Annotated in this window: 11 protein-coding genes; 9 read left to right on the top strand and 2 right to left on the bottom strand. The window is 62.3% G+C overall.

Translation table 11 applies throughout. The annotated features are described in order from the left end of the window. Genes FHC48_RS06060 through hycI form a run of 6 tightly spaced genes read left to right on the top strand, consistent with a single transcriptional unit; the run spans nt 1 to nt 4,823 of the window. The gene (locus FHC48_RS06060) at nt 1-924 is read left to right on the top strand and encodes a respiratory chain complex I subunit 1 family protein (RefSeq protein WP_023294425.1); all 924 of its coding nucleotides are present in this window, start codon (nt 1-3) and stop codon (nt 922-924) included. Nucleotides 925-939: 15 nt separating this feature from the next. After that, the gene (locus FHC48_RS06055; RefSeq protein ID WP_059363630.1) at nt 940-2,649 is read left to right on the top strand and encodes an NADH-quinone oxidoreductase subunit C; all 1,710 of its coding nucleotides are present in this window, start codon (nt 940-942) and stop codon (nt 2,647-2,649) included. A gap of 9 nt (nt 2,650-2,658) precedes the next feature. Then, a complete protein-coding gene (locus FHC48_RS06050) occupies nt 2,659-3,201 on the top strand; it encodes a formate hydrogenlyase complex iron-sulfur subunit (protein WP_008499573.1) in 543 nt (180 codons plus the stop codon). Further along, nucleotides 3,201-3,968, top strand: a complete 768-nt coding sequence (locus FHC48_RS06045) for an NADH-quinone oxidoreductase subunit B family protein (RefSeq protein ID WP_021241938.1) — start codon at nt 3,201-3,203, stop codon at nt 3,966-3,968. Before FHC48_RS06050 ends, FHC48_RS06045 begins: the two co-directional genes overlap by 1 nt. Continuing rightward, nucleotides 3,965-4,375, top strand: coding sequence for a formate hydrogenlyase maturation HycH family protein (locus FHC48_RS06040; RefSeq protein WP_023294422.1), 411 nt, complete (start codon nt 3,965-3,967; stop codon nt 4,373-4,375). The genes FHC48_RS06045 and FHC48_RS06040 overlap by 4 nt, the downstream gene beginning before the upstream one ends. Beyond that, nucleotides 4,368-4,823 carry a hydrogenase maturation peptidase HycI gene (hycI, locus tag FHC48_RS06035; protein WP_059359401.1) on the top strand — a complete coding sequence of 152 codons (456 nt, stop codon included), beginning with the start codon at nt 4,368-4,370 and terminating at the stop codon, nt 4,821-4,823. The genes FHC48_RS06040 and hycI overlap by 8 nt, the downstream gene beginning before the upstream one ends. 81 nt (nt 4,824-4,904) lie before the next feature. Here the strand turns inward: hycI and FHC48_RS06030 are convergent, their stop codons facing one another. Further along, nucleotides 4,905-6,329 carry a 6-phospho-beta-glucosidase gene (locus FHC48_RS06030; RefSeq protein ID WP_032664241.1) on the bottom strand — a complete coding sequence of 475 codons (1,425 nt, stop codon included), beginning with the start codon at nt 6,327-6,329 and terminating at the stop codon, nt 4,905-4,907. An 18-nt stretch (nt 6,330-6,347) separates the two neighbouring features. After that, nucleotides 6,348-7,799 carry a PTS cellobiose/arbutin/salicin transporter subunit IIBC gene (gene ascF / locus FHC48_RS06025; RefSeq protein WP_008499568.1) on the bottom strand — a complete coding sequence of 484 codons (1,452 nt, stop codon included), beginning with the start codon at nt 7,797-7,799 and terminating at the stop codon, nt 6,348-6,350. 213 nt (nt 7,800-8,012) lie between these two features. Between ascF and FHC48_RS06020 the strand changes: the two genes are divergently transcribed. From FHC48_RS06020 to hypF, 3 genes are all read left to right on the top strand, one after another. Beyond that, nucleotides 8,013-9,026 (top strand): LacI family DNA-binding transcriptional regulator, encoded by a 1,014-nt coding sequence (locus tag FHC48_RS06020; protein ID WP_023325960.1) that lies wholly within the window; start codon nt 8,013-8,015, stop codon nt 9,024-9,026. A 134-nt stretch (nt 9,027-9,160) separates the two neighbouring features. Then, complete coding sequence (gene hydN, locus FHC48_RS06015; protein ID WP_008499565.1) at nt 9,161-9,706, top strand: electron transport protein HydN; 546 nt, start codon at nt 9,161-9,163, stop codon at nt 9,704-9,706. Between the two features lie 5 nt (nt 9,707-9,711). Beyond that, nucleotides 9,712-11,928 carry a carbamoyltransferase HypF gene (hypF, locus tag FHC48_RS06010; RefSeq protein ID WP_059363627.1) on the top strand — a complete coding sequence of 739 codons (2,217 nt, stop codon included), beginning with the start codon at nt 9,712-9,714 and terminating at the stop codon, nt 11,926-11,928.

The following is an 11,928-nucleotide window of genomic DNA, read 5'->3' as shown; positions in this document are numbered from 1 at the left end:
ATGAGTCTGTTACTGGCAATTCTTCAGGCGCTGGTGCTGTTCGCCGCCGCGCCGCTGCTGTCGGGCATCACGCGCGTGGCGCGTGCCCGGATGCACAACCGTCGCGGGCCTGGCGTACTGCAGGAGTACCGCGATCTCTTCAAGCTGCTTTCTCGCCAGAGCGTGGCCCCGGATGCCGCAGGCTGGGTCTTCCGCCTGACGCCGTTTGTGATGGTGGGCGTGATGCTCACCGTCGCCACGGCGCTGCCGGTGGTGACGGTGGCTTCGCCGCTGCCCGTGCTTGGCGATCTGATTACCCTTATCTACCTCTTCGCCATCGCCCGCTTCTTCTTTGCGATTGCGGGTCTCGACACCGGAAGCCCGTTTACCGGCATCGGTGCCAGCCGCGAGGCAATGCTCGGCGTGCTGGTTGAGCCGATCCTGCTGCTGGGGCTGTGGGTCGCCGCGCAGGTTGCGGGTTCCACGCACATCAGCTTTATCACCGACACCGTTTACCACTGGCCAGTTGCCCGCTCCCTTCCGCTGGTGCTGGCGCTGTGCGCCTGCGCGTTCGCCACGTTTATCGAGATGGGCAAGCTGCCGTTCGATCTGGCCGAAGCCGAGCAGGAGCTGCAGGAAGGGCCGCTCACCGAATACAGCGGCTACGGCTTTGCGGTGCTGAAGTGGGGCATCAGCCTCAAACAGCTGGTGGTGCTGCAGATGTTTGTCGGCGTCTTCTTCCCGTGGGGGCAGATGACGCACTTCTCCGCGGGCGGTCTGCTGCTGGCCGTCGTGGTTGCCGCCCTCAAGCTGCTGGTCGGCGTGCTGGTGATTGCCCTGTTCGAAAACAGCATGGCGCGCCTGCGTTTTGTGGAAACGTCCCGCATCACCTGGGCCGGGTTTGGTTTTGCATTTTTAGCGTTCGTCTCCTTGCTGGTGGCGTGATTAAAGAGAGTATTTATGTCTGAAGAAAAGAAAGGTCAGCAGTATCTCGCCGCGTTGCATCAGGCTTTCCCGGGCGTGGTGCTGGAGGAGTCCTGGCAAACCAAAGACCAGATCACCGTCACCATTAAGGTGAACTATCTGCCGGAAGTGGTGGAGTTTCTCTACTACCAGCAGGGCGGCTGGCTGTCGGTGCTGTTCGGTAACGACGAGCGCCAGCTGTGCGGCAGTTACGCGGTGTACTACGTGATGTCGATGGAGCAGGGCGAGAAGTGCTGGATCACCGTGCGCGTCGAGGTCGACCCGAATAAACCGGAATACCCGTCCGTCACGCCGCGCGTGCCCGCCGCCGTCTGGGGTGAGCGCGAAGTGCGCGATATGTATGGCCTGGTGCCGGTTGGCCTGCCGGACGAGCGCCGTCTGGTGCTGCCGGACGACTGGCCGGACGAACTCTATCCGCTGCGCAAAGACAGCATGGGCTACCGCCAGCGCCCGGCGCCGACTACCGACAGCGAAACCTACGAGTTCATCAACGAGCTGGGCAGCAAGAAGAATAACGTGGTGCCGATCGGCCCGCTGCACGTCACCTCTGACGAACCGGGCCACTTCCGCCTGTTCGTTGACGGCGAAAACATTATCGACGCCGACTACCGCCTGTTCTACGTCCACCGCGGCATGGAGAAGCTGGCGGAGACCCGCATGGGCTACAACGAAGTGACGTTTCTTTCTGACCGCGTGTGCGGCATCTGCGGCTTCGCCCACAGCACCGCCTACACCACCTCGGTAGAGAACGGCATGGGGATCGTGGTGCCGGAACGCGCGCAGATGATCCGCGCCATCCTGCTGGAGGTGGAGCGCCTGCACTCGCACCTGCTGAACCTCGGCCTGGCCTGCCACTTCGTCGGCTTTGACTCCGGGTTTATGCAGTTCTTCCGCGTGCGCGAAGCGTCGATGAAGATGGCGGAGATCCTCACCGGGGCGCGCAAAACCTACGGCCTGAACCTGATCGGCGGCATCCGCCGCGACCTGCTGAAAAACGACATGATCCAGACCCGCCAGCTGGCGCAGCAGATGCGCCGCGACGTGCAGGAGCTGGTGGATATGCTGCTCAGCACCCCCAACATCGAGCAGCGCACCGTGGGCATCGGCCGTCTTGACCCGGAAATCGCCCGCGACTTCAGCAACGTCGGCCCGATGGTGCGCGCCAGCGGCCACGCCCGCGACACCCGCGGCGATCACCCGTTCGTCGGCTATGGCCTGCTGCCGATGACCGTGCACAGCGAGCAGGGCTGCGACGTCATTTCCCGCCTGAAGGTGCGCATCAACGAGGTGTTCACCGCGCTGAACATGATCGACTTCGGTCTGGACAACCTGCCGGGCGGCCCGCTGATGGTGGAAGGCTTCACCTACATTCCAAACCGCTTTGCCCTCGGCTTTGCCGAAGCGCCGCGCGGGGACGACATCCACTGGAGCATGACCGGCGACAACCAGAAGCTCTACCGCTGGCGCTGCCGTGCGGCGACCTACGCCAACTGGCCAACCCTGCGCTACATGCTGCGCGGCAACACGGTCTCCGACGCGCCGCTGATCATCGGCAGCCTCGACCCGTGCTACTCCTGCACCGACCGCATGACCGTCGTGGACGTGCGCAAGAAGAAAAGCCAGGTGGTGCCGTACAAAGAGCTTGAGCGCTACAGCATCGAGCGTAAGAACTCGCCGCTGAAATAAGGATTCGTCATGTTTACCTTTATCAAAAAAGTGATCAAAACCGGCACGCAGACCAGCCGCTATCCGCTGGAGCCGATGCCGGTCGACAAAAACTTTCGCGGCAAGCCGGAGCACAACCCGCAGCAGTGCATCGGCTGCGCGGCCTGCGTCAATGCCTGTCCGTCGAATGCCCTGACGGTGGAAACGGATCTCAAAACCGGCGAGCTGGCCTGGCAGTTTAACCTTGGACGCTGCATCTTCTGCGGCCGCTGCGAGGAGGTCTGCCCGACGGTCGCCATTCGCCTGTCGCAGGAGTACGAGCTGGCGGTGTGGAAGAAAGAGGATTTCCTGCAGCAGTCGCGCTTTGACCTGTGCCACTGCCGGGTCTGCCAGCGCCCGTTCGCCGTGCAAAAAGAGATCGACTACGCCATCGCGCTGCTGCAGCACAACGGCGACGCGCGCGCGGAACACCACCGCGAAAGCTTCGAAACCTGCCCGGCGTGCAAGCGTCAGAAATGCCTGCTGCCGTCCGACCGCATTGATATCACCCGCCACATGAGAGAGGCCAGCTGATGGAAAACCTACTGGGCCCGCGCGACGCAAACGGCATTCCGGTGCCGATGACGGTGGACGAATCCATCGCCAGCATGAAGGCGTCGCTGCTGAAAAAAATCAAACGCTCGGCCTACGTCTACCGGGTGGACTGCGGCGGCTGCAACGGCTGCGAGATTGAGATCTTCGCTACGCTGTCGCCGCTGTTTGACGCCGAGCGCTTCGGCATCAAGGTGGTGCCGTCCCCACGTCATGCGGACATCCTGCTGTTCACCGGGGCCGTCACCCGCGCCATGCGCTCGCCCGCGCTGCGCGCCTGGCAGTCCGCGCCGGACCCGAAAATCTGCATCTCGTACGGCGCCTGCGGCAACAGCGGCGGCATCTTCCATGACCTCTACTGCGTCTGGGGCGGCACCGACAAAATCGTGCCGGTGGACGTCTACATCCCGGGCTGCCCGCCGACGCCCGCCGCCACGCTGTACGGCTTTGCGATGGCGCTTGGCCTGCTGGAGCAGAAAATCCACGCTCGCGAGCCGGGCGAACTCGACAACCAGCCGGCCGCCATTCTGCACCCGGACATGGTGCAGCCGCTGCGGGTGAAGGTTGACCGCACGGCGCGCAGGCTGGCGGGGTACCGCTACGGCCGTCAGATTGCCGATGATTATCTGCGCCTGCTGAGCCAGGGTGACCACCAGGTCGCACGCTGGCTGGAGGCGGAAAACGATCCGCGCCTCAATGAGATTGTGGCGAACCTGAACAGCATCGTCGATGAGGCGCGTATCCGATGAGTGAAACGGTGGTGTTCAGCCAGCTGAGCCGTAAGTTTATTGATGAGAACGATGCCACGCCGGATGCGGCGCAGCAGGTGGTCTATTACAGCCTGGCGATTGGGCATCACCTCGGGGTGATTGACTGCCTGGAGGCAGCGCTGAGCTGCCCCTGGCCGGAATACCTGGCGTGGATTGCCACGCTGGAGGAGGGCAGTACGGCGCGGCGCAAAATGGAAGGCGTGCCGAAGTACGGCGAGATCGTGATCGATGCGAACCACATTGCCATGCTCGCCAACGCCTTTGACGCGGCGCTGGGCAGACAAACCCCGGAGCAGCAGGCGTGGAGCAAAACGCTGCTCGGCATGCTGCATGATATTCATCAGGAGAGCGCCATCTACCTGATGGTGAGGAGATTACGTGACTGACGTTTTACTGTGTGTCGGCAACAGCATGATGGGCGACGACGGCGCGGGTCCGCTGCTCGCAGAGATGTGTGCCGCCAACCCGCAGGGCGACTGGGTGGTGATTGACGGCGGCAGCGCGCCGGAAAACGACGTGGTGGCCATTCGCGAGCTGCGCCCGGACAGGCTGTTAATCGTCGATGCCACCGATATGGGGCTCAACCCCGGCGAGATCCGTCTGATTGACCCGGACGACATCGCCGAGATGTTTATGATGACCACCCACAATATGCCGCTGAACTACCTCGTGGATCAGATCAAAGGTGACGTGGGCGAGGTGCTGTTTTTGGGCATTCAGCCGGATATTGTCGGGTTTTATTACCCGATGACGCCGCCGGTGAAAGAGGCGGTGGAAGTGGTGTATTCACGGCTAGCGGGATGGGTTGGGAACGGAGGGTTTTCTCAGCTCTGAGCAGCGCCCGGTGGCGCTACGCTTACCGGGCCTACGGTTTTGTAGGCCGGGTAAGGCGAAGCCGCCACCCGGCAAAACAGGCTACGCCAGATCCGCCCCGTTACTCGCAATCACTTTCTTATACCATCCGAACGATTTCTTGCGTTTCCGTTCCAGCGTGCCGTTCCCGGCGTCGTCGCGGTCAACGTACACAAACCCGTAGCGCTTGCTCATCTCACCGGTTGAGGCCGAGACCAGGTCAATGCAGCCCCAGGTGGTGTAGCCCATCAGCGGCACGCCGTCCTCAATCGCATCGCCCATTGCGCGGATGTGCTCGCGCAGGTAGCTAATGCGGTAGTCGTCGTTGATCTCGCCGTTTTCATCAACGACATCTTTCGCTCCCAGGCCGTTTTCCACCAGGAACAGCGGCTTCTGGTAGCGGTCGTACATCATGTTCATGGTGATGCGCAGCCCGAGCGGGTCGATGCCCCAGCCCCATTCGCTCACCTGAATGTGCGGGTTGCGCAGGGACTTCACGATGTTCGCCGCGCTGGTGTTGCCCGCGTTCATGTCCGCCGAGGCGCAGCGCGAGGCGTAGTAGCTAAACGAGACAAAATCGACGGTATTTTTCAGCAGTTCGTCATCGCCCGGGTCTTTAACAATCACCACGCCTTTCTCGCGGAACACGCGGGCAGAGTAGGCCGGGTAGCTTCCGCGCGCCTGCACGTCGATAAAGAACAGGTTCTCGCGGTCTTTCTCCAGCGCCATCCACACGTCTTCCGGCTTGCAGGAGTAGGGGTAGAAGTTACCGCCCGCCAGCATGCAGCCGACCTGGTTTTCCGGGTTTACCTCGTGGGCAATTTTGGTCGCCAGCGCGCTCGCCACCAGCTCGTGGTGCGCGGCCTGGTATTTCACCTGGTCTTCGTTTTCGCCTTCCTCAAACACCAGTCCCGCGCCGGAAAACGGGCTGTGCAGCATGATGTTGATTTCGTTGAAGGTCAGCCAGTATTTCACCAGCCCGTTAAATTCTTCGAAGCAGGTGCGGGCGTAGCGGGCGAAGAAATCGACCATCTTGCGGTTGCGCCAGGAGCCGTACTCCGTCACCAGGTGCATCGGCACGTCAAAGTGGCAGAGGGTCACCAGCGGCTCGATGTTGTACTTTTTGCACTCCTCGAACACCGCGCGGTAAAAGGCAATGCCCTCTTTGTTCGGCAGCGGCTCGTCGCCGTTCGGATAGAGGCGGCTCCAGGCGATCGAGGTGCGGAACACCGTAAAGCCCATCTCCGCCATCAGGGCGATGTCCTCTTTATAGCGATGGTAAAAATCAATCGCCTCGTGGCTCGGGTAGAACTCGTCGTCACGCAGCGAGAAACGCTTTTCCTTACCGAGCTTCACCGCCAGGCGATTCGCGCCGTGGGGGATCATATCGACCGTCGTCAGCCCTTTGCCGCCTTCACGGTAAGCCCCTTCGCTCTGGTTGGCGGCAAGCGCGCCGCCCCATAAAAATCCTTGTGGAAAAACAGACATTCTTACCTCGCTTTCAATTTATGCTTTTGCTGCGTTGTTCTGTACCGGTGCGGTCTGCAGGGCGCGCGCTTTTTCAGCCTCGTCTTCGACCGGAATATCCTCAAAGCCCAGTATCAAAGTCAGAATAAACGACAGCACCACTGCCAGACCCATCACGCCAAACACCCAGACGATGGTCATCGGGTTGGCCGGGTCGAAGAACTGCACGCTGGTGAACAGCCCCGGTGCCGCCATCGAATGGCTGGCAAGACCGGCTATGCCCGCCACCGCGCCGCAGATAAAGCCGCTGATCAGGCTGGCAATCAGCGGGCGTTTCAGACGGATCGCGACGCCGTACAGGGCCGGTTCAGAGATCCCCGCCATGATGGCGGAGGCCGCCGCCGCCAGCGCCGTCTGGCGCAGCTCCGGGTTTTTCGTTTTCCACGCCACCGCCAGCGACGAACCGCCGAGCGACAGGTTGGCGCCAATTTCCGACGGCATCACCATCCCTTCCTTGCCCGTTTCGGCAATGGTCTGAATGATGGTCGGCGTAAAGACGCGGTGCATCCCGGTCATCACCAGCAGCGGCCACAATGCGCCCATGATCGCCACGGAGAGCCAGCCCAGGTAGCCGTGAATGGTGTAGACCAGCGCGGAGATGGCGCTACCGATCCAGATCCCCAGCGGGCCAATCAGCACGATGGCGAGCGGGGCGGCAATCAGCACGATCAGCATCGGCTTGAGGAAGTTTTTCGTCACCGCCGGGGTGATGCGATCCACCCAGCGTTCGATGTACGACAGGCACCAGGTCATCACCAGCGCGGGGATGACGGTGTAGGTGTATTTCACCGCCGTCACCGGGATAAAGGCGAACTCAACGTGCTCGCCCTGCGCGGCTTTCGCCATCAGCTCGATAAAGCTCGGGTGCACCAGCACGCCCGCAATGGCTATCGCCAGCGACATGTTGGTTTTGAATTTTACCGCCGCCGAGGCCGCCACCATCAGCGGCAGGAAGAAGAACGCGCCGTCGCCGATGACGGTCAAAATGGTGAGCGTCGGTGCGCCTTTGGGCAGCACGCCGGTCATCTCGAGGATCATCGCCAGCAGCTTGACCATCGAGCCGCCGATGATCGCCGGGATCAGCGGGGACATGGTGCCGATCAGCGCGTCGAGGATCCCGGCGCCAATGCGGCGTAACGTCAGCTTTTGCGGGCCTTCCGGCACCGCGGGCTGCAGGTCAGCGGGCAGCAGGCTTACCACCTCGCGGTACGCCTGAGAGACGGTATTGCCAATAATCACCTGGCACTGGTTGTCGTTACGCACCACGCCGAGCACGCCGCTGATGCTTTTCAGGCGCGCGGCGTCGGTGAGGGTTTCGTCTTTCAGAACGAAACGCAGTCGCGTCATGCAGTGGGTGACGGCGACGATGTTCTCTTTGCCGCCCAGCGCGCTGATAACGTCGTTCGCCAGCGCAGCGTAATTTTTGGCCATCGGATGTGATCCTGTTATCGTTGTGTGAAATGTAGGAAACCGGTTCCACATAATCATCATGAGTTTTTATGAGTGAAACAAGATCGCTTTTTGACCATTTTTTCGTTTCGTGATGAATGTCGCAATGAGGTGCCGAAAGCGTGATGTCGCCGCTGCGACAATTTTTCTGCAGTGCAGTACACTGCCCGCATGAGTTTCGGATGGAAAAAAAACATGACCACGATGCTGGAAGTGGCGAAGCGGGCAGGCGTTTCGAAAGCGACGGTGTCCCGGGTGCTGTCGGGTAACGGCTACGTCAGCCAGGAGACCAAAGACCGGGTGTTTCAGGCCATTGAAGAGAGCGGCTATCGCCCAAATTTGCTGGCGCGCAACCTGGCGACCAAACGCACCCAGACGCTGGGCCTGGTGGTGACGAACACCCTTTATCACGGCGTCTACTTTAGCGAACTGCTGTTTCACGCCGCGCGCATGACCGAAGAGAAAGGGCGACAGCTGATCCTCGCGGACGGCAAGCACAGCGCCGATGAGGAGCGCGAGGCGATCCAGTATCTGCTGGATATGCGCTGCGACGCGGTGATCATCTATCCGCGTTTTCTGAGCGTGGATGAGATGGATGCGATCGTCGAGAAGTGCGAGCAGCCCATTATGGTGCTCAACCGCCGCCTGCGGAAAAACAGCAGCCACAGCGTCTGGTCCGATCATAAAGCCTCCAGCCAGGACGCGGTGTCACAGCTGATTGCGAAAGGGCATCGGGAGATCGCCTTTATCACCGGCTCGATGGATTCCCCCACCGGGGTCGAGCGTCTCTCCGGCTACAAGGACGCGCTGGCGCAGCACGGTATTCCGCTGCGCGAGGGGCTGATCGCGCAGGGGAAGTGGAACCCCGCCAGCGGCGCGGCGGCGGTGTCCGACCTGCTTGCGCGCGGTGAGCGCTTTACGGCGCTGGTGGCGAGCAATGACGATATGGCCATCGGTGCCCTGAAGCAGCTGCACGACAGCGGCGTGGCCACGCCGGACGCGGTGTCGGTGATCGGTTTCGACGATGTGGCCATCGCGCCCTACATCGTGCCGTCGCTCTCCAGCGTACGCATTCCGGTAACGGAGATGATTCAGGAGACCATCAGCCGCCTGATCTTCATGCTCGACGGCGGCGAGTTTAAATATCAGCAAACCTTCTCCGGCGAGCTTGTCCTTCGCGACTCGGTTATTGACGGCCCACACCGCTGATGTCGACAGCTGTCATCGTCATAAGTGACGATGACAGCGCCGCTGCGATTTTAAAAGTCCCATAAAATCAATGTGTTAATTATTGGCACGGTTTATGAATATCTCCGCGCATAACTGTAATGCTGGAGAAGCAGATGAACCGTTTTATTATGGCCGATGCCAGTAAGTGTATTGGTTGCCGTACCTGTGAAGTGGCGTGCGTGGTTTCCCATCAGGCGGAGCAGGACTGTGCGTCGCTCACCCCTGACACCTTCCTGCCGCGCATCCACGTCATCAAAGGCGTGAATATCTCCACCGCCGCCATCTGTCGCCAGTGCGAAGACGCTCCGTGCGCGAACGTCTGCCCGAACGGGGCGATTAAACGCGAGAAAGGCTTTGTGCACGTGATGCAGGAGCGCTGCATTGGCTGCAAAACCTGCGTGGTTGCCTGCCCGTATGGCGCGATGGAGGTGGTGGTCCGTCCGGTGGTGCGCAACAGCGGCATGGGGCTGAGCGTGCGGGCGGAGAAAGCCGAAGCCAACAAGTGCGACCTGTGCTACCACCGTGAGGCCGGCCCGGCCTGTATGGAAGCCTGCCCGACGCACGCGCTGGTCTGCGTGGATCGCGACAAGCTTGAGCAGATGAGCGCCGAAAAGCGCCGTCGCGCGGCGTTCGACACCTCGTCATCACTGCTGTTCTGAACCGTATGAGCAGCAACGGCGTTCAGCTGCGGGTGCGCGGCAAGGTGCAGGGCGTGGGGTTTCGTCCCTTCGTCTGGCAGCTGGCGCAGGCGCTTCAGCTGACCGGTGACGTCTGCAATGACGGAGAGGGCGTGCTGGTGCGCCTCGCGGGTAATGGGGGGGCCTTTACCGCGAGGCTGCATCAGGACTGCCCGCCGCTGGCACGCATTGATCGCGTGGAAACGCAGCCGTTTACCTGGGCGCACGTGCCGGAGGACTTTACCATCCGCCACAGCGGGGCCGGGACGATGGACACCCAGATTGTCCCCGATGCCGCGACCTGCCCGGCGTGTCTGGCTGAGATGTGCGACCCACGCGAACGCCGCTATCGCTATCCGTTTATCAACTGCACCCACTGCGGGCCGCGGTTTACCATTATCCGCGCGATGCCCTATGACCGTCCGGCCACGGCAATGGCGCCGTTCCCGCTCTGCGGGCCGTGTGAAGCAGAGTACCGTAATCCTGCCGACCGCCGTTTTCACGCCCAGCCGGTCGCCTGCCCGGACTGCGGACCCGCGCTGGCGTGGCGTGCGGGCGACATGACCGCTGAGCGCGAGGCTGCGCTGCGCGCGGCGGTAGCGATGCTGAAAAGCGGCGGTATTGTCGCGGTTAAAGGGCTGGGCGGCTTTCACCTCGTCTGCGATGCGCGTAACCCGCAGGCGGTCGCGACGCTTCGGGCACGCAAGCAGCGCCCGTCGAAGCCGCTGGCGGTAATGATCCCGCATGCGGATGACCTGCCGGAGACGGTTCAGGCGCTGCTACGCTCACCCGCCGCACCCATTGTGCTCACGCCAAAAGCCTGGCTGCCCGCGCTCCCGGAAGGTATCGCGCCCGGTCTGGATACCGTAGGTATCATGCTTCCTGCGAACCCGCTGCAGCATCTTCTGATGATGGACTGTCAGCGCCCGCTGGTGATGACCTCCGGCAACCTCAGCGGCAGACCGCCTGCCGTCACCAACCGCCAGGCACTGGATGAGCTCAGCGGCATCGCGGACGGCTTCCTGCTGCATAACCGCGATATCCTGCAGCGGATGGACGATTCGGTGATGGATCGGGACGGTGCGATGCTGCGTCGCGCGCGCGGCTTTGTGCCCGATGCCATCACGTTGCCTGCCGGGTTCGACAATATCCCCGCCATGCTGTGCACCGGGGCGGAGATGAAAAACACCTTCTGCCTGGTGCGTGGGAACCAGGTGGTGCTGAGCCAGCATTTTGGCGATCTCGGTGACGAGGGTGTGGAAGCGCAGTGGCGTTCGGCGCTGTCGGTGATGCAGGACATTTACGCCTTTCAGCCGACGCGCGTGGTGTGCGATGCCCATCCGGGGTATCGCGCTCGCCAGTGGGCGCAAGCGCAGGCGTTGCCCCTTGAAGAGGTACACCACCATCACGCTCACGCGGCGGCGTGCCTGGCCGAAAACGGCTGGCCGCGCGAGGGCGGAGACGTTATCGCCCTGACGCTGGACGGGATCGGCATGGGGGAAAACGGCGCGCTGTGGGGTGGAGAGTGCCTGCGGGTCAGCTATCTCGAATACGCGCATCTGGGTGGCCTGCCTGCCGTTGCGCTGCCGGGCGGCGATCTGGCGGCGCGGCAGCCGTGGCGCAATCTGCTCGCCCACTGCCTGGCGTTTGTGCCTGACTGGCAGCAGTACCCGGAAACCCACGCGGTGCAGCGCCAGAACTGGCCGCTGCTGGCGACGGCGATCCAGCGTGGCCTCAACGCGCCGCGGGCCTCGTCCTGCGGTCGCCTGTTTGATGCAGTCGCCTGCGCGCTGGGTATCGAAACCCAATCCTGGGAAGGTGAGGCCGCCTGCCGGCTGGAAGCCCTGGCATCGCAGTGCGCGGGTGTCGACCATCCGGTGACGCTGGACGCGGATAATCTCGCGCTTTTCTGGCAGCAGTGGCTGAGCTGGCAGGCGGAGCCCTGCGCGCGCGCCTGGGCGTTTCACGACGCGCTGGCAAAAGGGCTGGCGCAGCTCGCCGCGTTTCACGCCCGGCGCCTGTCGCTGTCGACAATCTGCCTCAGCGGCGGGGTATTGCACAACCGTCTGCTGCGCGCGCGTCTGCGTCATTATCTTTCTGACTTTACGCTTCTTTTTCCTTCGCGCCTGCCCGCAGGTGACGGAGCGATCTCCTTCGGGCAGGCGGTGGTCGCCGCTGCCCGGTCATGTTTACAAAGGACTTAA

This window comes from Enterobacter sp. EC_50 (assembly GCF_019584525.1).
Classification (GTDB): Bacteria; Pseudomonadota; Gammaproteobacteria; order Enterobacterales; family Enterobacteriaceae; genus Enterobacter; species Enterobacter roggenkampii.
This window is presented reverse-complemented; position numbering and strand designations above follow the sequence as displayed.

What these genes read in the sequence shown, in the direction of transcription:
- FHC48_RS06060 (WP_023294425.1), top strand. Translation starts at nt 1, where the DNA reads ATGAGTCTGTTACTGGCAATTCTTCAGGCGCTGGTGCTGTTCGCCGCC.
- FHC48_RS06055 (WP_059363630.1), top strand. Translation starts at nt 940, where the DNA reads ATGTCTGAAGAAAAGAAAGGTCAGCAGTATCTCGCCGCGTTGCATCAG.
- FHC48_RS06050 (WP_008499573.1), top strand. Translation starts at nt 2,659, where the DNA reads ATGTTTACCTTTATCAAAAAAGTGATCAAAACCGGCACGCAGACCAGC.
- FHC48_RS06045 (WP_021241938.1), top strand. Translation starts at nt 3,201, where the DNA reads ATGGAAAACCTACTGGGCCCGCGCGACGCAAACGGCATTCCGGTGCCG.
- FHC48_RS06040 (WP_023294422.1), top strand. Translation starts at nt 3,965, where the DNA reads ATGAGTGAAACGGTGGTGTTCAGCCAGCTGAGCCGTAAGTTTATTGAT.
- FHC48_RS06030 (WP_032664241.1), bottom strand. Translation starts at nt 6,329, where the DNA reads ATGTCTGTTTTTCCACAAGGATTTTTATGGGGCGGCGCGCTTGCCGCC.
- ascF (WP_008499568.1), bottom strand. Translation starts at nt 7,799, where the DNA reads ATGGCCAAAAATTACGCTGCGCTGGCGAACGACGTTATCAGCGCGCTG.
- FHC48_RS06020 (WP_023325960.1), top strand. Translation starts at nt 8,013, where the DNA reads ATGACCACGATGCTGGAAGTGGCGAAGCGGGCAGGCGTTTCGAAAGCG.
- hydN (WP_008499565.1), top strand. Translation starts at nt 9,161, where the DNA reads ATGAACCGTTTTATTATGGCCGATGCCAGTAAGTGTATTGGTTGCCGT.
- hypF (WP_059363627.1), top strand. Translation starts at nt 9,712, where the DNA reads ATGAGCAGCAACGGCGTTCAGCTGCGGGTGCGCGGCAAGGTGCAGGGC.